The organism is Exiguobacterium sp. S22-S28 (assembly GCF_043359615.1).
Classification (GTDB): Bacteria; Bacillota; Bacilli; order Exiguobacteriales; family Exiguobacteriaceae; genus Exiguobacterium_A.
Genome location: NZ_JBHFFC010000027.1, coordinates 13,408 through 34,659 on the forward strand (window position 1 = coordinate 13,408; position 21,252 = coordinate 34,659).

At 48.0% G+C, this 21,252-nt stretch carries 27 protein-coding genes; 13 read left to right on the forward strand and 14 right to left on the reverse strand.

The window, feature by feature from the left end:
• Positions 1–20 precede the first annotated feature (20 nt).
• Positions 21–908, reverse strand: coding sequence for a helix-turn-helix transcriptional regulator (locus ACHA8N_RS10010; RefSeq protein ID WP_393965578.1), 888 nt, complete (start codon positions 906–908; stop codon positions 21–23).
• A gap of 84 nt (positions 909–992) precedes the next feature.
• Here ACHA8N_RS10010 and ACHA8N_RS10015 point away from each other — a divergent pair, with 84 nt between their 5' ends.
• Positions 993–1,514, forward strand: a complete 522-nt coding sequence (locus tag ACHA8N_RS10015) for a dihydrofolate reductase family protein (RefSeq protein ID WP_393965579.1) — start codon at positions 993–995, stop codon at positions 1,512–1,514.
• Positions 1,515–1,607: 93 nt separating this feature from the next.
• Here ACHA8N_RS10015 and ACHA8N_RS10020 read toward each other — a convergent pair whose 3' ends face one another.
• The 4 genes from ACHA8N_RS10020 to ACHA8N_RS10035 form a co-directional block, all read right to left on the reverse strand.
• On the reverse strand, positions 1,608–2,531 hold the full coding sequence (locus ACHA8N_RS10020; RefSeq protein ID WP_393965580.1) for an NAD(P)-dependent alcohol dehydrogenase: 924 nt from the start codon (positions 2,529–2,531) through the stop codon (positions 1,608–1,610).
• A gap of 101 nt (positions 2,532–2,632) precedes the next feature.
• Entirely contained in the window at positions 2,633–3,853 is a 1,221-nt protein-coding gene (locus ACHA8N_RS10025) for a cation:proton antiporter (protein ID WP_028106331.1), read from the reverse strand.
• A 3-nt stretch (positions 3,854–3,856) separates the two neighbouring features.
• Positions 3,857–4,357: a cation:proton antiporter regulatory subunit gene (locus ACHA8N_RS10030; protein ID WP_026833034.1), complete on the reverse strand. Its 501-nt coding sequence runs from the start codon at positions 4,355–4,357 to the stop codon at positions 3,857–3,859.
• A 36-nt stretch (positions 4,358–4,393) separates the two neighbouring features.
• Positions 4,394–4,612, reverse strand: coding sequence for an AbrB/MazE/SpoVT family DNA-binding domain-containing protein (locus tag ACHA8N_RS10035; protein ID WP_026833035.1), 219 nt, complete (start codon positions 4,610–4,612; stop codon positions 4,394–4,396).
• 201 nt (positions 4,613–4,813) lie between these two features.
• On the opposite strand from ACHA8N_RS10035, the gene ACHA8N_RS10040 reads away from it, so the two are divergent.
• Both ACHA8N_RS10040 and ACHA8N_RS10045 read left to right on the forward strand, forming a co-directional pair.
• Complete coding sequence (locus ACHA8N_RS10040; RefSeq protein WP_393965581.1) at positions 4,814–5,299, forward strand: DUF2975 domain-containing protein; 486 nt, start codon at positions 4,814–4,816, stop codon at positions 5,297–5,299.
• A gap of 328 nt (positions 5,300–5,627) precedes the next feature.
• On the forward strand, positions 5,628–6,290 hold the full coding sequence (locus ACHA8N_RS10045; RefSeq protein WP_393965582.1) for a carbon-nitrogen hydrolase family protein: 663 nt from the start codon (positions 5,628–5,630) through the stop codon (positions 6,288–6,290).
• A 57-nt stretch (positions 6,291–6,347) separates the two neighbouring features.
• Here the strand turns inward: ACHA8N_RS10045 and ACHA8N_RS10050 are convergent, their stop codons facing one another.
• A complete protein-coding gene (locus ACHA8N_RS10050) occupies positions 6,348–6,818 on the reverse strand; it encodes a hypothetical protein (protein WP_393965583.1) in 471 nt (156 codons plus the stop codon).
• A 52-nt stretch (positions 6,819–6,870) separates the two neighbouring features.
• On the reverse strand, positions 6,871–7,476 hold the full coding sequence (locus tag ACHA8N_RS10055) for a GNAT family N-acetyltransferase (RefSeq protein WP_393965584.1): 606 nt from the start codon (positions 7,474–7,476) through the stop codon (positions 6,871–6,873).
• Positions 7,477–7,567: 91 nt separating this feature from the next.
• Between ACHA8N_RS10055 and ACHA8N_RS10060 the strand changes: the two genes are divergently transcribed.
• From ACHA8N_RS10060 to ACHA8N_RS10075, 4 genes are read left to right on the forward strand one after another with little or no spacing between them, the layout of a single operon-like run.
• Positions 7,568–7,771 (forward strand): hypothetical protein, encoded by a 204-nt coding sequence (locus tag ACHA8N_RS10060; RefSeq protein WP_051524838.1) that lies wholly within the window; start codon positions 7,568–7,570, stop codon positions 7,769–7,771.
• 12 nt (positions 7,772–7,783) lie between these two features.
• Positions 7,784–7,957, forward strand: coding sequence for a hypothetical protein (locus tag ACHA8N_RS10065; RefSeq protein ID WP_393965585.1), 174 nt, complete (start codon positions 7,784–7,786; stop codon positions 7,955–7,957).
• A gap of 13 nt (positions 7,958–7,970) precedes the next feature.
• The gene (locus ACHA8N_RS10070) at positions 7,971–8,159 is read left to right on the forward strand and encodes a hypothetical protein (RefSeq protein WP_393965586.1); all 189 of its coding nucleotides are present in this window, start codon (positions 7,971–7,973) and stop codon (positions 8,157–8,159) included.
• A 12-nt stretch (positions 8,160–8,171) separates the two neighbouring features.
• On the forward strand, positions 8,172–8,642 hold the full coding sequence (locus ACHA8N_RS10075; protein ID WP_393965587.1) for a GNAT family N-acetyltransferase: 471 nt from the start codon (positions 8,172–8,174) through the stop codon (positions 8,640–8,642).
• A 38-nt stretch (positions 8,643–8,680) separates the two neighbouring features.
• Here the strand turns inward: ACHA8N_RS10075 and ACHA8N_RS10080 are convergent, their stop codons facing one another.
• From ACHA8N_RS10080 to ACHA8N_RS10100, 5 genes are all read right to left on the reverse strand, one after another.
• Complete coding sequence (locus ACHA8N_RS10080; RefSeq protein WP_393965588.1) at positions 8,681–9,214, reverse strand: hypothetical protein; 534 nt, start codon at positions 9,212–9,214, stop codon at positions 8,681–8,683.
• Between the two features lie 12 nt (positions 9,215–9,226).
• Positions 9,227–9,937, reverse strand: a complete 711-nt coding sequence (locus ACHA8N_RS10085) for a 5'-methylthioadenosine/S-adenosylhomocysteine nucleosidase family protein (RefSeq protein WP_393965589.1) — start codon at positions 9,935–9,937, stop codon at positions 9,227–9,229.
• Positions 9,928–10,425 (reverse strand): hypothetical protein, encoded by a 498-nt coding sequence (locus ACHA8N_RS10090; RefSeq protein ID WP_393965590.1) that lies wholly within the window; start codon positions 10,423–10,425, stop codon positions 9,928–9,930. Before ACHA8N_RS10090 ends, ACHA8N_RS10085 begins: the two co-directional genes overlap by 10 nt.
• A 167-nt stretch (positions 10,426–10,592) precedes the next feature.
• Entirely contained in the window at positions 10,593–12,053 is a 1,461-nt protein-coding gene (gene bglA, locus ACHA8N_RS10095; protein ID WP_393965591.1) for a 6-phospho-beta-glucosidase BglA, read from the reverse strand.
• A gap of 26 nt (positions 12,054–12,079) precedes the next feature.
• Positions 12,080–13,978: a beta-glucoside-specific PTS transporter subunit IIABC gene (locus ACHA8N_RS10100; protein ID WP_393965592.1), complete on the reverse strand. Its 1,899-nt coding sequence runs from the start codon at positions 13,976–13,978 to the stop codon at positions 12,080–12,082.
• A 168-nt stretch (positions 13,979–14,146) separates the two neighbouring features.
• Between ACHA8N_RS10100 and ACHA8N_RS10105 the strand changes: the two genes are divergently transcribed.
• Genes ACHA8N_RS10105 through ACHA8N_RS10115 form a run of 3 tightly spaced genes read left to right on the forward strand, consistent with a single transcriptional unit; the run spans position 14,147 to position 15,685 of the window.
• Complete coding sequence (locus tag ACHA8N_RS10105; RefSeq protein ID WP_393965593.1) at positions 14,147–14,857, forward strand: GntR family transcriptional regulator; 711 nt, start codon at positions 14,147–14,149, stop codon at positions 14,855–14,857.
• A gap of 13 nt (positions 14,858–14,870) precedes the next feature.
• A complete protein-coding gene (locus tag ACHA8N_RS10110) occupies positions 14,871–15,248 on the forward strand; it encodes a hypothetical protein (RefSeq protein ID WP_393965594.1) in 378 nt (125 codons plus the stop codon).
• The gene (locus tag ACHA8N_RS10115) at positions 15,245–15,685 is read left to right on the forward strand and encodes a hypothetical protein (RefSeq protein ID WP_393965595.1); all 441 of its coding nucleotides are present in this window, start codon (positions 15,245–15,247) and stop codon (positions 15,683–15,685) included. The genes ACHA8N_RS10110 and ACHA8N_RS10115 overlap by 4 nt, the downstream gene beginning before the upstream one ends.
• Before the next feature lie 45 nt (positions 15,686–15,730).
• Here ACHA8N_RS10115 and ACHA8N_RS10120 read toward each other — a convergent pair whose 3' ends face one another.
• Positions 15,731–16,066, reverse strand: a complete 336-nt coding sequence (locus ACHA8N_RS10120; RefSeq protein ID WP_393965596.1) for a hypothetical protein — start codon at positions 16,064–16,066, stop codon at positions 15,731–15,733.
• Between the two features lie 346 nt (positions 16,067–16,412).
• Between ACHA8N_RS10120 and ACHA8N_RS10125 the strand changes: the two genes are divergently transcribed.
• Positions 16,413–17,798 (forward strand): MFS transporter, encoded by a 1,386-nt coding sequence (locus ACHA8N_RS10125; RefSeq protein ID WP_026833053.1) that lies wholly within the window; start codon positions 16,413–16,415, stop codon positions 17,796–17,798.
• A 48-nt stretch (positions 17,799–17,846) separates the two neighbouring features.
• On the opposite strand, the gene ACHA8N_RS10130 is transcribed toward ACHA8N_RS10125, so the two are convergent.
• Positions 17,847–19,151: a hemolysin family protein gene (locus ACHA8N_RS10130; protein WP_393965597.1), complete on the reverse strand. Its 1,305-nt coding sequence runs from the start codon at positions 19,149–19,151 to the stop codon at positions 17,847–17,849.
• Between the two features lie 339 nt (positions 19,152–19,490).
• On the opposite strand from ACHA8N_RS10130, the gene ACHA8N_RS10135 reads away from it, so the two are divergent.
• Both ACHA8N_RS10135 and ACHA8N_RS10140 read left to right on the forward strand, forming a co-directional pair.
• Positions 19,491–20,543 carry a hypothetical protein gene (locus ACHA8N_RS10135; RefSeq protein WP_251135406.1) on the forward strand — a complete coding sequence of 351 codons (1,053 nt, stop codon included), beginning with the start codon at positions 19,491–19,493 and terminating at the stop codon, positions 20,541–20,543.
• A 105-nt stretch (positions 20,544–20,648) separates the two neighbouring features.
• A complete protein-coding gene (locus ACHA8N_RS10140) occupies positions 20,649–21,227 on the forward strand; it encodes a TetR/AcrR family transcriptional regulator (protein ID WP_393965598.1) in 579 nt (192 codons plus the stop codon).
• Positions 21,228–21,252 lie beyond the last annotated feature (25 nt).

Below are 21,252 nucleotides of genomic sequence, written 5' to 3' on the forward strand. Positions count from 1 at the left end.
CTTAGGGGATTCTCCCCTTTTCAGTCGTCATATGCCGCAAGCAACGCGCGCGCTTGGTTTTGAAGATCGTCGATCAGTGACGTTGGTTCCAGCACCTTGATCTCCCGACCGAGCCCAAACAATTGCCGGCCGAGAAACGGTAATTCAGAAATGGGGACGGACCATGTGCGTTGTTCGTTCAGCGGCAGGATTCCTTCGAGCAACCGTTCTCCGAGCGTTGTCAATTCCAAGCGGACCGTCACCTGTTCCCCTGCCTGTCCGTGTTGGTCGGCCTCTTCGAACGTCATCCGGTCTGATGGGAGGGTCGTCTGTTGCACCTGCTCCACCCGGTCGACCCGGTACTGGCGCAGTCCACGGTCTGTCTGCGCGAGCAGATACCAGCGGTTGCGCTCAAACGTCAGACCGATCGGATCGATTAGAATTGTCCGTTGACCGCTTGTCGTCTGGTACGTGATTTCGCCTTTGACTTCCGCTTCCATCAAACGCAGCAAGTCACGCGTCAAGGGAGACGGTGGTGTATCCGGTCGTGCAAAGCGAACCCGTCCTTTCAAGCGGTCCATCTTGGCTTCGAGATCGGACGGCAGTTCATGCAAATACCACTCGGCAAGATTGCCCCGCAACGCACCAAACGGCAAGTCAGGAATCTGTCCGACCCAGTCGAGCATCAAAAACAGCGTGATGGCTTCCTGTTCCCGTAAGGCAAGCGGCGGCAACAACCGGTTCGGCAGGACACGGTACCCGCCGGCCGCTCCCCGTTCACTGTAAATCGGGTACCCGTTCGCTTCGAGTTCAAGCAAATCACGCTGGATCGTCCGCAAGGAAACTCCGCAGGCGTCCGCCAGTTCCCGTGCCGTCAGCAGTTGCTGCCGGTTCAGCAGACGCATGACTTTTAAATGACGACTTTTCATAAAAAATCCCCTCTTTAATTACGACATCTTTTGTCATGATTATACCGTAGACTAAGTATAGAACAAACAACAGGAGGAGTTACGATGACAAAAACCGTTTTATACATCGCCTGCAGTCTCGATGGAAAAATCGCCCGCTCAAACGATTCGCTCGATTGGCTGTTTGCCGTCGAAGGGGACGGTGACAACGGCTACGCGACGTTCATGGAGGATGTCGGAGCTGTCATCATGGGTCGGAAGACGTTTGATGAAGTGTTGATCCTCAGCGAGGACTACCCCTATCCCGAAATCGACAACTATGTCTTGACCCGGCAACACGGTAAACAGTCGGAACACGCAATATACACGAATGAACCACTCGATGCCCTAATCAACCGGATTGGTCCGACGATTGACGGTAAGATTTGGCTCGTCGGCGGCGGCGAACTGATTCAAGAAGCCTTACGCTTGCAACGGATTGATCAGATGGAACTGGCGATCGCCCCGGTCGTCCTCGGCAGCGGAATTCCGCTGTTTCCGGAAGGGACGCTTGAGACCCGATTCCGTCTGACCGGTTGCCGTCCGTCCGGACAATTCATCATGGCAACGTATGACGTCTTGAAATGACCTGCCAGACAGAAAAAAACCTTTGAAACAATGCAGTTGATTCATGCATGTGTTCAAAGGTTTTTTCTTAAAACGGTATTTCATTTTATCCGATCAGCCATGATCGTCGGCAACCGACACAATGACATTGCCGTGTTTCTGTCCGGAATCGACGTAACGGTGAGCGGCGACGATCTCCTCAAGCGGATACACCGTATCGATGACCGCTTGGATTTTCCCCGCTTCAAACCACTCATTCAGCCGGGTTAAATCGTCCTTTAGCGCCCGGGCGACACCTTGTCCGGCGACTGAACGAAACGCTCCGTCCGCCTTGACATGCTGCCGGGCTGTCCGTTTCTCCACCTTGCCGGACGCATCAAACACCGCGTCATACGTTGTCAGTTCAGTGTCGTAACCATCTGTCGTATAGTCGACGACGACATCCGCGCCAAGCCGTTTGACCAATTGCGCATTCCGCCCGCTGCAGACGGCCGTCACATGAAGACCATATTGTTTCGCAATCTGGACGGCAATTGAACCGACGGCTCCGGACGCCCCGTAAATCAAGATCGTCTTCGCCTGCTCGAGGTTCAGTTTCCGGAAAAAATGCAGGACGGTCGTTCCGCCAAACGGAAGGCTGGCTGCTTCTGCAAAGCTTGCGTTGCGCGGCATCTGCTGGACACACTTGTTTTCCTTGATGCAGGCATATTCGGCATACCCGCCAAAACGCATTCCGGTCAGGGCGTAGACCCGATCGCCGACTTTAAAGTGCTGGACACGACTGCCAGTCGCGACGACTTCACCCGCTAAGACGACTCCTAAAATCGGTTGCCGCGGTGCGTTCCATCCGACGACGAGACGCATCGGGAGCTTTCCGGCTGCCGGGACGTCGAGCGCCCGCAGACGCCGGTCCCCGGAGTGCACGGCGGAAGCATGTACCTGAATCAGCAGATCAGATTCTTTCGGGACAGGCTGTTCGACTTCTTGTAACTTCAATACATCCGGCGGACCATAAGCAGTACAAATGACGGCTTTCATTTTATCCCTCCTCGTACAGATTGGTTACTTAAAGGAATACGACAGTGGAGCCCCGAAAGCCTGCTTGATGCGGGTCTGTTTTACCTGACACCTGCCAGCCATCATGCTTTTGGTTTTGTCTTTTTCGGTTTCGGTTCCGTCCATTTAAAGATCCCGTTCATGAAGTTATAAATCCGTTTGGATTCTTTCGTCATCAGTGGTCCGAGGATTGCCAAAATCAAGACGTACAAGGCGGAGAACGGCGACAGGATGTCCATCAGTCCACCAGCGATCCCTAGATTCGCGACGATTATTGAAAACTCACCACGGGAGACGATTGTCAGACCGATGTTCGATGACGCTTTGTGCGACAGTCCGGCTCTGCGTCCGGCAATCATTCCGGCGACATAGTTCCCGACAATCGTGATGACGACGGCACCAAGTGCGAGCCACACGGCATCGAGCAGCATCGTCGGATCAATGCTCAGTCCGAAGCTGAAGAAGAAGATCGCACCAAAGAAATCACGGAACGGAACGACAAGATGTTCAATCCGTTCTCCTTGATCCGTTTCCGAAAAGACGAGTCCGAGCAGTAAGGCACCGATCGCTTCCGCGACGTGAATCGTTTCCGAGAAACCGGCAACGAAGAACAGTGACGCAAAGACGACGATGATAAAGACTTCGTCCGAGGCGATTTTCAACATCCGATTCAGAAGTGGTGTCGCTTTGCGGGCGATGATGAAGAACAACAGCATATAGCCGAGGGCAATCAGAATCGAGGTTAACGAACCGAGTAACGTGGTTCCACCGCCAAGAAGGAGTCCTGATAAGACGGACAGGTAGACGGCGAGGAAGATATCTTCAAACATAATGATGCCGAGAATCAATTCCGTTTCCGTGTTCCCGGTCCGGCGCAAGTCGACCAGGACTTTCGCCACGATGGCACTGGATGAAATCGTGATGATTCCGGCGATGATCAACACTTCATATAATGGGAATCCGGCGATGAAGCCGTACAATAGACCACCGGTAAAGTTGATCGAGAGATAAATCGTTCCGCTCGTGACGATCGATTTACCCGACCGAATCAACTTGCCGATTGAAAATTCCAATCCGAGATAAAACAAGAGGAACAGGACGCCAATTCGTCCGAGAAAACTGATGAACTCTGCACTTTCAATGAACTTGAAGTCTAGTATCCCGATTGTCGGAGCGTGCGGCCCTACGATCATTCCTAAAATGATTAAAAACGGAATGATCGAAAAATTCAATTTATTCGCAAGCAATGCTGCGATCGCCACTAAGATAAGCGCGGTACCAACTTCAAATATTAAATGATCCATCTATTATCCGCCTCCTTCGATGGAGAATAGGGCTTTCGTGATATGGCGGATATGTTGACGTTCACCGGACAAGACGATCGTATCGCCTGCTTCAAGACGTGTATCCGGTCCCGGATTCAATGATTTTGATTTATCGTGTTTCAGAACAGCGATGATCGAGATGTCATACTGATTGCGAACATCCAGTTCACCGATCGTCCGGTTATTGACGGCGGAATCTTGCCCGATCTTGAACCATTCGATGACGAGATCGTCAAACGCCAGTTCAATTTTTTCGAGATCTTTCGGTTTGTACGCAAGGCCGCCTAAAATACCGGCCATCTGACGGGCTTCGGCGTCGTTAAACGTCACGCTCGAGATGCTCTCATCAAAATCGTCGTCGTCATAATGGTGCATTTCCCGGCGACCGTCGTCATGGACGATGACGACCACCTTGTCTCCTCGAGTTGTGATGCCTTCGAACTTCCGTCCGATTCCTGGTAAATCCACTTCGCGCATATCCATCTGTAGTTCCTCCTTTAAATTGGTCAATCGATTGGTTTATAGATGATGATTCGCTTTTTGGATGAGCGACTTGAACTTTTCGTCACTCAAGATATCTTGAAGGTCATGCAGCTGTTTTAAATCCGCTTTCGCCATGATGACAAACCCGTCTTCCTCGATGAATGCAACGCGATCTCCTTCCTCTACCTGTAACGCTTGTCTGATTTTTTTCGGGATCGTAATCTGTCCCTTGGACGTCAACTTGGATAGCTCCATTCCGAACTTCCTTCTTTCTTTTTCTGATTTTCCTTACTTCCTTACTTTTCTTATTTATAGCATAACATACGTCCAAATTAATTCCGAGTATTTTGCTTTGAATTAATCAAAAGAAAATTAAGATCTGTTTTCTAGCATTTTCTTAAGCACACAAAATATATGTATTATACTGAATGTATCTGCATGGAAAGGCGGGGTTGGATGTACCGTTGGAAATTAATTTATTTACAGGCGATCGTCATCACCAGCATCATCAGTCTATGCGGTTTGGCCGGAATTGCAATCTCCGTTTTGGCAACCGGTATTCAGTCCGGCTTTACGTTCGATTTATTGACGGATAAACCGGGTTACTTGATTTTATTCGCGGGTCTTTTGGCCTGGATTCCGACGACGATTGCGTTGCTCCACGGATTAAAAATCATTCGTGTCTTAAAAAATAATGCTTTGGCTCATACGGTCCTCGTCCCCTCTTTTCAAATCATTCAACGGTGTTTTAATGTCATCAGTATCATTACCATTGGTTTGTTTCCAGTCTTATTCGTAATTGCTGATCAAGATGACGCACCCGGTATCGTCCCACTCGCATTTGTTTTGATTTTAATTCCCGTCACTTTGAGCGCCGTCAGTTCCGTTTTACAGACTCTTTTGAAAAAGTATCAGACCACCTTTCAAAAAGAACAGGATTGAACGCAAAATAAGAAGTGCATAATCAATCATACCTTCGTATAATTAATGGTAATAAATGGTTCGTAGGGGTGCAATGTCGGCCTCTTCACGAGCCTGCATGGTCTTGGTCAAAGTGTTGTACACATCCTGTTTATTTTAGCGGTCGTTTTTACAGGCGATGTGTTCCCGCTTCGGTTCAGTATCTTCGTTGAAGCCGTGCTTCTTGCCGGACTGAGTATCGTGCTGATCCATAGTATTTTGCGACCAGACAAGAGGCATTATTTTCAAGAAGACCAGACGACCGAATGGATTTCTTAATCCTTCCACTACATACAAAGGACGTGCATACATGAAAGTTTTAATCGGACAGCCGAAACAGGAAACACAACTCGAACAATTACGATATGAGATTGCTGCTCATGCTGACATCGATCTGCTGTTGTATCCGGAAGGCTATTGCCGACACACGGATCTTGAGACGCTTTGTCAACTCGCCAAACAGTATGCGACCATCATCGTCACCGGTTACCGGGACGCGGACCGGTTGGATCGAGCACTTGTCATCAATGAACAGGGAGATGTCCGGCTCGATCGGGCCAAGACACCGGAAGCCGGTCCGCTCTATACACCGTCGACTGCCGTCATTGACGGACAATCGGTCGGTTATCTCCTCTGCCGCGAGGTTTTTCTCGGACATGATGGTCTGAAGAATGACACGGTTGATATTATTTTTAATCCGATCGGCGTCGGAATGTTCAGCGAAGAACAATATACGGAATGGTCGGGGGAAGCTCAAAAAGTCAGTTGCCAGCAATCGGCGCTGTTTATCGGAACGAGCCACGCCGACGGGTCTTATCGAAACTGTGGATTCTCAATTCCGACGGCATTTGCGTTTGACGAAACCGGTGAAGCAATCTTCCTCTCAAAAGATGATCCGCGGACACGGATTCTTGATACGGTGACGCATACGGTCGAATTCGTAGATGCTTCATCCGTTGAACAGACGATTTAATTAAAATAAGCTCTCCAAACCATTAAATCGGTTAGGAGAGCTTATTTCCATCTGTAGTCAACCGTTGAAAGGCTTCATGATTGTCGTTACACTGTACTCGTTTACGTACAGTTTATGACTTAACTCTTCAATCCAGTTGCGGGTACTCATTTGATATGTTCCGCTTCTATCTTGATATACAAGGCTTTTCAGATTAATAATAATCGGATCTGAGGTTTCGATAATTCGTGTTACTCCATGACTCAAATCATGTTGATTTGAAAAATAGGCGAGCTCCACGCTGTCCCCGTCTTCTAAATACGTTTTAATATAATGTATGAATTGGTTGTGCTGAATCGTTGAAATCTCATAAATATATGGTAAAGAGAATACTTTTTTAAGTGAGTTTCTCCATTCGGGAAAAGTAACTTCACTTACCCAAAATTCGTTGATTTCCTCATTCGTCTGATGCAGTGGACTTTCAGACTCTAACGTATCGCGCATAATAATGAATGGTTTCGATGACGCCAAGAAAGTAATTTCTGACATATCTTTTCTCCCTTTATCCGTTATACCATCTATCATTCGAAACAAACCTATTTTACTGGTGTTGTTTCTTCTGTTGTGTCGACTCTTGACGCAATACGGCGTATTCGTCACGTAAGATCGAATACATCTTGACGTCATGGAATGCTTCTTTGATAAAGATCAACCGGCGCAACGTTCCCTCGTACGTCATGCCGACTTTTTCCATCACCCGGGCAGAACCGATATTCGCCTCCATGCACCGTGCTTGGATCCGCTCGAGCTTGAGTTCCTCAAAACCGAATGTCATGACGCATTCGACCGCTTCCGTGACGATGGCTTTACCCCAGAACTGACGTGATAACGCATAACCGAGCTCTGCTTGTTTATTCTCATCCAGCAACAGATGAATGAAATCGATTGTCCCGATCATCTTGCCGGTTTCCTTCCATTCGATCGCCCACGGTGCTTCTTTTCCCTGCGCGTAGTTCGACAGGACGTAGTTCAAAAACTGTTCCGCCTGTTCGATCGTCTGATTGGCATTCCAGGTCACATAACGGGCGGTTTCCTCGTCTTGTGTATATTCAAATAAGTCATCGCGATCACTTGCTTGAAGCGGCCGCAGGATCAATCGTTTGGTCTCAAGGACCGGTAAGTGCTGATAAAATTCCGTTGTCGTCATGTCAGTTCCCCCGTTTCTTTTTACCATTATACGGAAAAAATATCGGGAATGCGATATAGTGAAGACAGAATCTTTTAGGGAGTGTTTTGAAATGATCCGAAAATGCACAGCCTGTCAATCGGATATGGTTGAAGATTGTGAAGTCCATGTCAAAGGAGCCATGTATGGCTTAAAAATTAAAATACCAGGATGGCTGTTCAGCAAAGCATCAGCTGAAGCAAAAGCTGCTGTCTGCCCCCGTTGCGGTCATGTTGAGCTGTATGTCGAAAATCCCGGTGACTTCCTCATATCTTAAAGGAGATGAACTATGCCAACTACAACCCGCATCGTCAGTCTCATTACGCTGATTTCAATTTTGCTGCTTCTTTTATGGAACACAGGAACCATTTATCCGACACTATTCGTAATCGGATTTATTCCTCTTGCCTGTGCCATGTTATTTATCGGCATCTTCGAACTGAGACAAGTACTTAAGTCATAACGAGGTGAAAAAAATGAGCAAACACCATCTATCAAGTATCCGCTTGTTGGTTATTATCACGATTACTACTCTTGTCTGTGTCTATGGCTTTGATATGGAGCTCGGATACGGCATCGTCATCATTCCGGTCACGGTCGGCTACACGATTTACTTGAACTTCAAAGCAGCTCAAGCCGAAAAAATCGAGTCCGAACAGAACTAGGAGGCGGTACATATGCATCTGCAAGTCACAACCCTGACATTCGATCAGGCAACGGCAATCCTGCACTGGACCTATCCATCCCCCCATGACTTTTACAATATGGAAGTGTCGGACGAAGCGTATGCCGATTTACTCGACGGTTCCTATCAGGCGGTAGTCGATCAGGAGCAACTGGTCGGCTTCTTCTGTACCGGTCGATCCGCTCAAGTACCATCCGGTCGTCCGCTCGGACTGTATGCTGATGATTATTTGGATATCGGACTCGGCCGCCATCCAGAACTGACCGGGCAAGGAACTGGTTTTACCTTTTGTTCGTTTGTCCTCGATACCGCCAAATCCCAGACTTCCTTACCCCTTCGTTTGACGGTCGCTTCGTTTAACGAACGGGCGATTCACCTGTACGAACAGCTTGGATTTCGGCGTCAATCAACTTTCCCGACGGCTCATGCCACCTTTCTCGTCATGACGAAATTTCATACGTAAAACGCCATTCCGGTTTTATGCCGGAATGGCGTTTTTTGTTACTGCCGTTGTTTGTTCTTTACCGTTTCCACCGTTTGAAAGACATTCGAATACATGGCGGTAATGTGTCCCTTCGTTTTGACATCGTTGTATAGACCGTATGTCCAAAACGAAGTGGTTTTCCCGTTCAGATAACCTGCCGCATAGTCTGTCGATGCACCACCTGTTTTCTGATAAGGAATCCAATCTGCAATGAACGGTAACGCACCTTTGTTCGTTCCGATGAAAAATGTTGGAATTCTCATCTTCAGATAGATGTCAGCATACTCCCCTTGATCCGCTTCCAGTAACTTGTTTGGCATGATCATGACAGCATCGAACGTTGAAGCGATTTGCTTGCGATTCTTTAATTCACCGAACGAAATCTTCGTTAGACGGACGTTATCTTCCCGGACTTTCGGTGCCTTCCCGATATAGGCAATGTTCAACGGTTCGCCCGTATAATGAGGTAAGTTTGGCTCGTTTGGTTGTCCGATCCCACACCCACCGAGCATGAGGGTCAGCGGAATCGAACAAAGAAGTCGTATTTTCATTACGTCACTCCTTCATATAAATACTTTAAGATAATCGTCAAAAATCCGTGTCATGACTTTTGGTGTGTTTTCGATGTAGACATTGATCTGTTTCTGGTTCGACTGGAGCGGATCAAGATCCGTCTCATCCGTCGGAACGTCCGAAATCCCCTTGATGATAATGCATTCGACTTCATTTTTCCGACAGATGTAGGCGATGGTCCCGGCTTCCGTATCAGCAACCGTGATGCCGTTCTCCTGCAGTTCCAGATAATCGCGCCACATGACGACGGCGCGGTCCGCCGTTCCAATCGTCCCGGTCCGACAATCAATGCCGTATTTCGCGACATCGATTTCAACGATGAACGACGGTTTCAGCAACGGTTCGACTTCTTTCACCGTACAGTCATATTGAACGGCGCGATTCGGAATAATGATGTCGAGTACGTCAAACCGTTCATCGATGCCGGCGCACGTTCCGACGACGAGCACTTTCGAGATCGGAAAATGCGACAGCATGTACTGATTACCACCGACACCATTCACTTTCCGGACACCGGTGCTGTAAAAAACGACAGGTTTCCCGTTGATTGTCCGGCAAAAGTATTCTCCGTACGGGTACATAATCCGTTCCGTTTCTTGTACATGAAAGTAATCCAGCGTCGCCTCAAATTCCCATACCGTCGCGATGCTGACGCCCACCATCAAGCGATTCTTGGCAACCGTCTCCGAACTCAATCCCATTTTTCCTCTTCATCCATCCAAATCTGCCGCTTCAAATCAAACGTTTCTCCTTCGTCGTGGACATTAAAATAGGCTGGTAGTTGAACCTGCTCTCCACCTGCTTGTTGCCAACACGTGCTGAACCAATCCGTAAAGAGTTGTCGTTCCTGCTCAATCAAGATTTCTTCGTTTTCCTCGTGGAATACATCAAAGTCATCCGATGACTTTCGAGTAACGTGATAATACACCGCCTCGTCGAGCACCGATTTACTGCCGGCAAAGCCCGGTGTCCCGGCTTCTTCAAACACTTCATTGGCTTCTCGGTCCATCGAAAAGAACATGATGGATAGATCATGCCGCGACGGTTCGATGAACGCAGAAAAATCTAGCAGTTCGACATCCGGTGCAAAGGTTGCCTCTGTGATTGTCTTCAAATTGTTGACCAACACGTCTGTATGCTGCGCAAGATTCGTTTTGATTGAAGCTAAATACTCATCCACTTTAAACATGTTTATAACCTCCATTACGATTCTGAACATCCTGTATTTAGGATGCTATTCGACTATCCATACAAATATTGGATGCTATCTTCTTTATCATACGTCTTTTCGTTGTTCAAGCAAGCCTTTTTTAGACACAAACAACCTCCACCCGATTCGGATGGAGGTCTGTTTGATTAACGTTGTGCTGCTTTGTCATACGCCAAGTCTTGTCCGTTTGTCGCAATGACCTGTTTGTACCAGTCGAACGAATCCTTTTTCATCCGCTCCATTGAACCGTTGCCTTCATTGTCCCGGTCAACGTAAATCATGCCGTAGCGTTTTTTCATCTCACCCGTCGTAAACGACACGATGTCGATGATGCCCCATGGTGTGTAGCCCATCAATTCGACGCCGTCTTCCGTGACCGCTTCCGTCAACGCTTCGATATGCGTCTTCAGATAATCAATCCGCGCTGCGTCATGAATCTTACCGTCTTCAATCGTATCGACGGCCCCAAAGCCATTTTCGACGATGAAGAGCGGCAATTGGTACCGGTCATACAGACGGTTCAGGACGTAGCGGAGTCCAACCGGATCAATCGCCCAGCCCCAGTCGCTCGACTGGATGTATGGATTCTCGACACCGTTCGCGAGTCCGCCGTTGACGATGTTGCCTGTATTGTTGACCGTCGCGTCGTGTTTGACCGTCGTTGACATGTAATAACTGAAGCCGATGTAGTCGACCGTTCCGTTTTTCAGGATCTCGTCGTCACCGTCAAGAATCGGAATCTGATACCCTTCGCGTTCGAACTCTTTTAAGGCATAGTTCGGATAATAACCACGCGCCTGAACGTCCGGGAAGAAGTAGCGCTGACGCATCGATTTTTCCGCCAGCATGACATCTTCCGGATGCGACGAGTACGGATAGATCGGGACGTGTGAAATCATCGCCCCGATTTGGAAGTCGGGATTGATTGCTTTTCCTTTTGCGACGGCAAGGGCACTGGCAATCAACTCGTGGTGACCGGTCTGATACATGACTTCCATCGCGTTTTCACCCGGCTCGACTTTGACACCGGAGTTCGTCCAGAGGAACAACGGATTCTCGACATCCATCTTGTTGTTGATTTCGTTGAACGTCATCCAGTACGTCACTTTGTCTTTGTAACGCGTGAAGCAGACTTCAGCGAATCGCTCGAAGAACTCGGCGACTTTCCGGTTGCGGAACCCGCCGTATTCGCGGGCCAGGTGCAACGGCATTTCGAAGTGCGACAAGGTGATGATCGGTTCGATGCCGTGTTTCAATAACTCATCAAACACATCATCATAAAACTGCAGTCCTGCTTCATTCGGTTCCGTTTCGTCGCCGTTCGGAAAAATCCGGCTCCAGCCGATTGACGTCCGGAGACATTTCAGACCCATCTCGGCAAACAAGGCAATGTCTTCTTTATAGCGGTGATAAAAATCAATCGCTTCATGGTTCGGGTAAAACGTCCCGTCTTCAATCGTATCGGTGATCCGGCGGGCCACCCCGTGTTCACCTGCCGTCATGACGTCGACGACGCTTGGTCCTTTGCCGCCGGCGTTCCAGCCGCCTTCAAATTGATGGGCAGCCAGTGCCCCGCCCCATAAAAAATCGTTTGGTAATGTCTTCATCTTCATTTCCTCCTTGTGTCTCTCTCTTATTTAACAATCGTTAAAATCGCTGTATTGGCTTCGACCGTTTCCTGTTTCCCGATGATCACTTCCGCATAACTCGACGCGTTCGTGACGATGACCGGTGTGATGGTCTGTAAGCCGTGCTGTTCGATGGCAGATGCGTCAAACGTCAATAACGTTTGTCCGGCATCGACACTCGCCCCGTCTTCGACATGTAACGTAAATGGAGTCCCGTCTAGTCCAACTGTCTCCAAACCGACGTGAATCAAAACTTCGACACCGCTCGTTGACCGGAGACCAATCGCGTGTTTCGTCGGCGCAATCATGACGACCGTACCGGTGAACGGTGCGACGACCGTGTTTCCGGTTGGACGAATCGCGATACCTTGCCCCATCGCTCCCGATGCAAAAACTTCATCCGGTACGTCCGACAGTGGCACGACTTGTCCCGCAAGTGGTGCTTGAATCGTTTCTTCGTTCGTCAACGTTGCACTGACTTCTTGTGCCGGAGCCGGTGTTGCCGGTGTCGTCGTCACCGGGACGACTTTCTCTTCGCCAAAACCGAGAAGTTGAATCAAGACGATCGGTAAAATCAAGGCAATCGCCGTTCCGATCAATAATCCGACGATCGAAGACGGATAGTCGGAACTGATGCCGTTGACGAGCGTCAATGGTCCCGGCAGACCGGCGTAGGCGAAGTAATACGGTTTGAAGAAACTCGCGACGACGGCTCCAACCGCGCCCGAGATACAGCCGTAGATGAACGGTTTCTTAAAGCGTAACGTCACCCCGTAGATCGCCGGTTCCGTAATCCCGAAAATTCCGGTCAGACCGGCTGAGACACCAACCTTTTTCGTTTCCTTGTTCCGCGTTTTTAAAATGACACCGATGACGGCACCGACTTGAGCGATGACGGCAATCGTTTGATAGGCTTGGAACGAATCCCGCCCGTACTGTTCAAAGTTTGCCAGGACCATCGGTGTGACGCCCCAGTGAACGCCGAAGATGACGATGATTTGCCAAAAGCCGCCGATGATCAGTCCGGCGAGTGCCGGTGCATTTTCGGCCAGATAATTGTATCCGTTTGCAATTCCTTCCGCTCCGAGTGTCGTGATCGGACCGATGACGAGAATCGTCAGCGGCACCATGATGACCATACAGAAGAACGGGACGAACAACGGTTTGATGACGTCATTGATTGTCCGGTTCAGGAATTTTTCAAGATAAGACAACAACCAGACGAGGAACAACGGTGGTAAGACCGATGACGTGTAGGTTGTTCCCGATAAGGCGATGCCGATGAATGAAATTGATTCACCGGACGTGATCCGTCCTGCCATCTCGGCCCACGTCGGGCTGACGAGTGCCGCACTACAGGCGACTGCGATGAACTGATTAACTTTAAAGTGATTCGCTGCCGTGATTGCAATGAAAATCGGCAGGAACGTGAACGGTGCCCAAGAGATAAAGCTGAACACTTCATATGTTCCCGTCGCGGCAAAGTTTTTAAACACAAGTGAAATTAAGATGAGTGCCCCTTGCAGGATACCGGCTGCCGCCAAGATATAGACAAACGGTGCAAAGACGGCGGACATCGTTGCAATGATCCGGTTCAAGATGGTTCCTTTGGGTGTTTCGGTTCCCTGATCCGAATTCCCGTCCTCTAATGAAACAAGTGGTCGAAACGCTTCATAGACTTCCCCGACATGTTGCCCGATGACGACCTGAAACTGACCGCCTGATTCGACGACCGTGATGACACCCGGTAAAGCAGCGACCTGGTCTTTTGCCTTCGCATCCGATCGTTTCAACACCAGCCGTAGCCGAGTCGCACACCGCGCGACACTGATGATATTGTCCTCGCCGCCGACCGCTTCCAAAATCGAATGCGCCAGTTGCTGATAATCCCGCACTTTACTCATCCCTGAACCCCCTTTATTCTGTTGACCCCAAATCGTACATCCTCATTATAATTGTACATGTACAATTTATCAATCCATATTTAATTTAATTATTCGTATGATTTAGTTCAAATCAGTCGTATGCTATAGTAAAAAAGTAGAACAATTACTGGAAAATGAGGGTGAACCATGCTGAAATACCAACAGACGGCGACGGAAATCGAAGCCTATATCGAACAACACGCGTTACAGCAAGGCGATAAACTACCGGTCCTCGATCAACTGATCCGTCAATTTGCAGTCAGTAAAACGACGATGACAAAAGCACTGGAACTATTGGAGCGAAAAGGTACCATCTTTCAAGTCCGCGGCAGCGGGATTTTTGTTCGGAAGACGAATCGGAAAGGCTATATTGAGCTGTTTTCGACGCAAGGGTTTAAACAGAATCTCGTCGAGCACGACATCCAGTCCAAAGTCCTGTCGTTTGAGCTGATCCCCTGCCCGGAAGAAATCATCGAAAACCTGGGTAGCGCTCCCGGGGAAATGGTCTATGCCATCAAACGGATCCGCTATATCGACGGCAACATCATGTGCCTTGAAGAATCGTATTACCGTCAAACGATTGTTCCTTATCTGAACCGGGAAATCGTCGAACAATCGATTTTCGAGTACCTCGAGACGGCGCTCGGACTGAACATCGGATTCTCGGACATGTACATGCATGTCGGTAAGTTACCTGACTCGATTGCAAAACACTTGGAGCTTGAAGCCGGTGATCCGGCATTGACGGTCGAGACAATCTTCCACTTGACGAACGGTCGGCCGTTCGACTATTCCGTCATCACCTATCATTACGAGCACTCGCAATTCGTCGTGCAGGCGAACGGCTTGTATTTATGAGGGGACTTCGCACATGAATGAAGAAGTGCTTTTCTATTACGCGATTCTCGCTGGCGGTATCATCTGTATGGTGCTGAGTGTATTATTATATTTCTGGCTCCGTGAAGATAACGGAATCGAATTTTCCCTGTTTTTCCGACTCGTTTTACTGTGTTTATTCGGTGTGGGACTGGTCTGGTATTCGGCTCCGAGCCTGAAGTACGTCGTCTCTCATGACTATGCGACGACTAAAGGAATGTGTACGGTGGAATACGATGATCAATCTAGCCCGCGGACAATAGCAACGAATCGCACTTCGATTCGGGTCTTGGAGAAAATCGGATTCCAAAAAACTTGTGCATCCGATACCACCTTTCATTGGTCCCGCCATCAGACGGACGTATCCAGATGAATGCTGAAATCTTCACTTACTTTTTCATTTTTTTGTTAGGTGTTTCATTTGTTTTACCGGCCTGCTATCTTCTTGTCCTTCATTTTGACAACAAGCAGTATTCCTTTTTCAAAAAACTCAAATGGAGCGCGTTGCTTCTGCTCGGATTACTGTTACTTTGGATGACCCTGCCAAGCTTTACCGAGATGGTGTTTCGTGATTATCGTGTAATGGAAGGTTCATGCTTTCTAGAACCGTCTGAATCAAAAGGAACATCCATCGAAATTACGTTAACGGAAACCAACAACACGTTTTCCTTCCGTGACGCACCTGATCTTGATGCCTATGGTAAAAAGATTCCGTACTATTGTCAGGTAACGACGACACGAAACGGAGAATTCGAAATCAATTATCGGGTCTATGATCAAGACACGAAAAAGCTGCTCTATGCGAATTGAGGACACAAATAAGCGGAGTTCCTGTGAATAGGAACTCCGCTTATTTTACTGTTCGATACCCGCTTGCACAGCCGGTTCAAGAAACAGTTCATCATCAAATGTCGTCAGTTCGATCATTTGTCCATCTTTTTCATACCTGGCGGCCAGCCCTTCACGGTCGACCACTTTCCAACCCGCCTGACGGATTCGCGCCGCGTACAATAAACCCGGTCCGTCGACTTCTGAGACAAGCCGGGTTTTAATGTTCAGTCCATCAGGTTTTCCAAGAACTACACCTGTTCGCGGAACAGGAAATCCTTTAATCGACGGCTCAAATAAGTAAAACCAGCTCGCTCCGCAGATGAGGAGGATTCCGAATACCATCACCATTACTCTAATCATCCGTCGCTTTTTGATCATATAGACTCCATTTCTTCTCCTGTATGAGTACCTCTTTGATTTACCTGGAATCCCCTTCTCTTGTCCTCCTGCCTGAGACGGATTCTTTTGATTAAAGAAATATGAAAATAAATGAAAAACGTGTCATTTTTGTGAAAAGAACTGAAAAAAATTATTTTTTTTCCATAAATCTTTACGACAAGACGTCCTGCCTAGAGCATCAACGGTTTGACAACTCCCGGCATAGAGCCGTTTTCATTCGTTTTCAAGTCGTTAAGCCACTTAACGACTTGACTTCATTTCCTGCTATGTTACGATACGAACTTATTAAAGGGAGTGAATAGAACTTATGAAATTCAGAAAAGAAAAAGTCAATGTCGTCGACATGAAGCAAACCAAAAAAAGTGTCTACGCGACCGGAATTGGGAATGCGATGGAATGGTTCGATTTTGGTCTTTATTCGTATCTCGCAATCATCATCAGTCAAAACTTCTTTAGTGCCGTCGAGAACGATGAACTGAAGCTCGTCTTTACCTTTGCGACGTTTGCGATCGCTTTTTTAATGCGACCAATCGGCGGAATCGTCTTTGGACGCATCGGGGATCGGCTCGGTCGAAAGGTTGTCTTGACGACGACCATTGTCATGATGGCCGGTTCGACTCTCATCATCGGATTATTACCAACGTATGATCAAATCGGGATTTGGGCACCGATTTTACTGTTACTGGCCCGGATTTTACAAGGTTTTTCAACGGGCGGTGAGTATGCCGGTGCAATGGTCTACATCGCTGAATCGTCACCTGATAACAAACGGAGCGCCCTCGGAAGTGGTCTTGAAATCGGGACACTCGCTGGTTATATTCTGGCGTCAATTCTCGCAACTGTCCTGTTCGTAACGTTATCTGATGATCAAATGGCATCATGGGGTTGGCGGATTCCGTTCATTTTAGGGGCACCGCTCGGACTGTTTGGTCTGTACTTGCGCCGCCATCTCGATGAATCACCGATCTTCGAAAACGAAATCAACGAAAATACGGAAGAACCAGCGTCGTTCCGGGAAATCATCCGCGACCATAAACGCGATATCATCGTTTGTTTCATCGCTGTTGCTTTCTTCAACATTACGAACTACATGTTGCTGTCGTATATGCCGTCTTACCTGAATGAAGTCATGGGGATTTCCAGTTCAACGAGTACGATCTTGATTACCGGTGTCATGGTCATCATGATTCCACTCGCTTACTTCTTCGGGAAACTCAGCGACAAAAAAGGTAACCGGAACATCGTCTTGTTTGCCTTGGCAGGTCTGTCGATCCTATCGATTCTCTCGTTCTACCTGATTGGTCTGAAACCACTCTTGTTCGTCGGAATCGGCATCTTCATTCTTGGATTCTTCCTCGCCATTTTCGAAGGAACGATGCCAAGTCTCTTGCCGAGTATCTTTTATACAGACGTCCGTTACCGGACACTTTCTGTTACGTTTAACGTGTCCGTCTCGATTTTCGGCGGAACGACACCGCTTGTCTCGACTTGGCTCGTCCATGCGACACAAAACCCGCTCGCACCGGCTTATTATTTGACGGCGGTCAGCGTGATCGGCTTCATCACGTTCTTCTTCTTCTTCAAGAGTACGTCAGGCAAGGCCTTAAAAGGTTCGCACCCGACCGTCTCGACAGAAAAAGAATTACACGCTGTCGCGAAAAAACCGGAAGATGCCTTATGGTGGGCAGAATAATTAAAGAACGACAAAAACGGTCTCTCATTCGAGGGACCGTTTTTAGTATTAGGAAATTTGTTTCAACACAAGTTTGACTTGCTGGATTTGGTAGTTCTCGACGTGCAACAGTTCAAGATCATACGTCTCCGTCTCAAGTGTTTCACCGACTTGATAGTCCGTTCCTTGCGCCTGGATGAAACCGGCAATCGTATCGATTTCCTCGGCGTCAGCAAACGTCAGGTTAAACCGTTCTTTTAAATCTGCCAGTAATACGGTCCCCGACAGATGATATTCTGTCTTCGAAACCGTTTCGATGTCGGCTTGTTCATCTTCGTCGAATTCATCACGGATTTCACCAACGATTTCTTCAAGCAAATCTTCCATCGCAATCATACCGGCAGTTCCACCGTACTCGTCGATGACGAGCGCGATGTGGGAACGCGTCACCTTCATCTTCAGCAACGTTTCCTGAAGTGGTGTCATCTCGGACACAGCCGGGATCTCTTTCATATACTTCTGTAAGTCCCGTTGTTGATCGTTCGCTTGATCCGTCAAGACTTCCTTGACGTTGACGTACCCGAGGATTTTATCTTTATCAAAATCCTCGATGACCGGGTAACGCGTGTATTGATTGTCCGTCATGATCTGTAAGACTTCGGTCCATGTCATGCTGAGCGACAGTGTCGTTACGTTCATCCGGGGCACCATGATATCCTTTGTCACCCGCTCGTCGAACGCAAAAACGTTTTGCATCAACGCGAGTTCTGTCTGATTGATCTCACCGCTCTTGAAGCTTTGCGACATGATGATCTTCAACTCTTCTTCCGAGTGGGCTTGTTCGTGCCCTGCCGGCTGAACGCCGAACAGACGTAAGAAGATCCGTGCCGAACCGTTCATCACCCAGATGAAGGGATACATGATTTTACCGAACACATACAACGCTGGTGCGAGAAGTAATGTCATCCGTTCTGCATACTGGATCGCCAGTGTCTTTGGTGCGAGCTCTCCGATGACAACGTGTAGGAATGTGACCGAAACGAAAGCAATCGTGTACGACAGGATCGTCGACAGCGCCGCTGCGACACCAAATTCATCAAAGACCGGTCCGAGCAACTTTTCGACGGTCGGTTTCCCGAGCGCTCCAAGTCCAAGTGCCGTGATCGTGATTCCGAGCTGACAGGCTGACAAGTAGTAGTCCAAGTCACTGGCGACTTTCTTTGCCAGGACCGCGCCCTTGTTTCCTTCCTGAATCATCTGATCAAGCCGCGACATCCGAACCTTTACGACAGCAAACTCCGAGCCGACGAAAAACGCGGTTAATACGATCAACAATACAAGCAACGCCAAATTCAATACCAACAATATGTCCAATTCTTTCCCCTGAAACAGGGGGTCACCTCCGAGTAATATAATTTGAATCGTTAAAATGATTCCATAATCTAAAACCGTACAGTAAGACGTTATAGTTTATATCATAGCGGACAGGTTTCTGAATATCAACTGTTTTGCCTGTGGTAATGACGAGATTATTCTGAATAATCTAATTATAGTCTCTAAAAGGAGTACTTTTGATACTAGGTTTGTTTGAGCAATTTAGCGGCTATATAAGAGCTATGCACATCAACATCTCAAGTTAAAGCAGTTCAACACAAAGCTTCTTGAAGTCAAATGATGTTCGTAAAATCGTAAGTGGAGAGGTAGTGGATTTTTATGGAAAAAACAAGAAAAGGTTTCTCGTCGTACTTACGACCGGAAGCAGATGGTGCAGGTCGAAACATTTCCTGGAGTTCGATCATCGCCGGAGTCGTTTCATTTTTCGCACTCTTAATTACATTCAGTTTAATCGGTTCGGCAATCGGTCTCGGCGTCACCGACGTCACATCCAACAACCCGTTTGAGGGTGTCGGAATCGGTCTTGCCATCTGGGCAATTCTTTCATTACTCATTTCACTGTTTGTCGCTGGATTCGTTTCAGGTGTCACATCATCACGCGCCGGACTCGTTCATGGTTTTCTCACATGGTCAACAAGTGTCATCCTCTTGTTCGCCCTGCTGACATTCACGACAATCAACACATTCCAAACAGTTGGTTCAGTGCTCGGAACAGTCGGCGGCGCAGCCGGTCAAGGGGTCGGTGCCATTGCCAGCACGACACAAGATGCGGTCTCTAAAGGATTCGGTTCAATCACAGATAACGTCTCAAACGTTGATACAAAAGAACTTGAAGGTAATGTCGATGAGATCCTTAAAGATACGGACATTCCTGAATTGCAACCAAACTACTTGCAAGGTCAGCTCGATGCCGTTCAAGATGACGCGACGCAAGCCGGGAAAGACGCGTTAACAAAACCTGAAGACTTCGACAAAATCGTCAGCGACCTTGGCGATTCGTTAACAGCTCGTGCAGAAAAAATCGAGAAATCCGTGGATGAAGATAAAATTGCAGAAGCGGTTGCTCAAAATACCGACCTCTCACAAGCTGAGGCAGATGAAGCAACACAAAACATCGTCGATGGTCTGAATCAGGCGACAAGCGAAACAAGCAAACAAATCGAAAATGCCAAAACAACGCTTGACGAAACATCAGCTGATCTGAAGAAAACCGTTGAAGATGTTCGTCAACAAACAGAACAAGCCACACAAACAGCATCAAAAGTTTCAATCTGGGGCTTCGTCGCTCTGATTTTAACCATGATCGTCACATCAATTGCTGGTATCACTGGTTCACGTGTCGCGACACGCGGTCGGATTGCCAACAAGTAATTAAACATATTAAGCCGAAGGTACCCGCGACCTTCGGCTTTTTTGTTTGACAATCGTTTTAAATCTGTTAGGCTGTTAACTAACGACCGTTAGGAAGGTGAATCAATGAGAGCGACTTTATTACTCCAGACCGCGTTGCGCCATTTTGCCCAACATGGTTACGAAGGGGCATCCTTACAGGAGATTGCGCAAGACGTCGGGATTAAGAAACCTTCGATTTATGCCCACTACCGCGGGAAAGACGAATTGTTTTTAACTGCGATGACGTATGCGCTTGAAACCCAAAAAAAACATCTCGCCACGTACTTCATCTCGACCCGCCATCTTTCACTCGAACAGAGTCTGAAAGGTTTTTTTGATTGGTTTCTCGAAGAAAGCACCGAAAACGATCAACTGAAGTTCATTTTACGCATCGCTTATTTCCCGCCGGTCAAGCTCGAACGGGAAGTCACGAATTTAATCAATCCTTTTTTCGATACGATGCAACGTCACTTAACACGTCTCTTGCGGGAGCGTGACCGGACGGAACAAATTCTTTACTCCGACGACTACCAGAGTGCCGCCCTCGCCTACTTGACGGTGACGGAAGGAACGATGACCGAGTTCGTCTATAACGGAGTCGCCGCATATGAACGGCGTTTCACCGCCATATGGCCGATTTTTTGGCGGGGACTCGTCCGGTAACAAGTCAAAACAGAAACAGAGGATC

Coding starts and splice junctions, on each gene's coding strand:
- ACHA8N_RS10020 (WP_393965580.1), bottom strand. CDS start 2,531: ATGAAAGCCGTCATTTGTACTGCTTATGGTCCGCCGGATGTATTGAAG.
- ACHA8N_RS10070 (WP_393965586.1), top strand. CDS start 7,971: ATGAGCAAACACCATCTATCAAGTATCCGCTTGTTGGTTATTATCACG.
- ACHA8N_RS10065 (WP_393965585.1), top strand. CDS start 7,784: ATGCCAACTACAACCCGCATCGTCAGTCTCATTACGCTGATTTCAATT.
- ACHA8N_RS10045 (WP_393965582.1), top strand. CDS start 5,628: ATGAAAGTTTTAATCGGACAGCCGAAACAGGAAACACAACTCGAACAA.
- ACHA8N_RS10140 (WP_393965598.1), top strand. CDS start 20,649: ATGAGAGCGACTTTATTACTCCAGACCGCGTTGCGCCATTTTGCCCAA.
- ACHA8N_RS10080 (WP_393965588.1), bottom strand. CDS start 9,214: ATGAAAATACGACTTCTTTGTTCGATTCCGCTGACCCTCATGCTCGGT.
- ACHA8N_RS10075 (WP_393965587.1), top strand. CDS start 8,172: ATGCATCTGCAAGTCACAACCCTGACATTCGATCAGGCAACGGCAATC.
- ACHA8N_RS10010 (WP_393965578.1), bottom strand. CDS start 908: ATGAAAAGTCGTCATTTAAAAGTCATGCGTCTGCTGAACCGGCAGCAA.
- ACHA8N_RS10040 (WP_393965581.1), top strand. CDS start 4,814: ATGTACCGTTGGAAATTAATTTATTTACAGGCGATCGTCATCACCAGC.
- ACHA8N_RS10015 (WP_393965579.1), top strand. CDS start 993: ATGACAAAAACCGTTTTATACATCGCCTGCAGTCTCGATGGAAAAATC.
- ACHA8N_RS10125 (WP_026833053.1), top strand. CDS start 16,413: ATGAAATTCAGAAAAGAAAAAGTCAATGTCGTCGACATGAAGCAAACC.
- ACHA8N_RS10100 (WP_393965592.1), bottom strand. CDS start 13,978: ATGAGTAAAGTGCGGGATTATCAGCAACTGGCGCATTCGATTTTGGAA.
- ACHA8N_RS10030 (WP_026833034.1), bottom strand. CDS start 4,357: ATGGATATGCGCGAAGTGGATTTACCAGGAATCGGACGGAAGTTCGAA.
- ACHA8N_RS10035 (WP_026833035.1), bottom strand. CDS start 4,612: ATGGAGCTATCCAAGTTGACGTCCAAGGGACAGATTACGATCCCGAAA.
- ACHA8N_RS10090 (WP_393965590.1), bottom strand. CDS start 10,425: ATGTTTAAAGTGGATGAGTATTTAGCTTCAATCAAAACGAATCTTGCG.
- ACHA8N_RS10060 (WP_051524838.1), top strand. CDS start 7,568: ATGATCCGAAAATGCACAGCCTGTCAATCGGATATGGTTGAAGATTGT.
- ACHA8N_RS10115 (WP_393965595.1), top strand. CDS start 15,245: ATGAATGCTGAAATCTTCACTTACTTTTTCATTTTTTTGTTAGGTGTT.
- ACHA8N_RS10085 (WP_393965589.1), bottom strand. CDS start 9,937: ATGGGATTGAGTTCGGAGACGGTTGCCAAGAATCGCTTGATGGTGGGC.
- ACHA8N_RS10105 (WP_393965593.1), top strand. CDS start 14,147: ATGCTGAAATACCAACAGACGGCGACGGAAATCGAAGCCTATATCGAA.
- ACHA8N_RS10050 (WP_393965583.1), bottom strand. CDS start 6,818: ATGTCAGAAATTACTTTCTTGGCGTCATCGAAACCATTCATTATTATG.
- ACHA8N_RS10055 (WP_393965584.1), bottom strand. CDS start 7,476: ATGACGACAACGGAATTTTATCAGCACTTACCGGTCCTTGAGACCAAA.
- ACHA8N_RS10120 (WP_393965596.1), bottom strand. CDS start 16,066: ATGATTAGAGTAATGGTGATGGTATTCGGAATCCTCCTCATCTGCGGA.
- ACHA8N_RS10110 (WP_393965594.1), top strand. CDS start 14,871: ATGAATGAAGAAGTGCTTTTCTATTACGCGATTCTCGCTGGCGGTATC.
- ACHA8N_RS10135 (WP_251135406.1), top strand. CDS start 19,491: ATGGAAAAAACAAGAAAAGGTTTCTCGTCGTACTTACGACCGGAAGCA.
- bglA (WP_393965591.1), bottom strand. CDS start 12,053: ATGAAGACATTACCAAACGATTTTTTATGGGGCGGGGCACTGGCTGCC.
- ACHA8N_RS10025 (WP_028106331.1), bottom strand. CDS start 3,853: ATGGATCATTTAATATTTGAAGTTGGTACCGCGCTTATCTTAGTGGCG.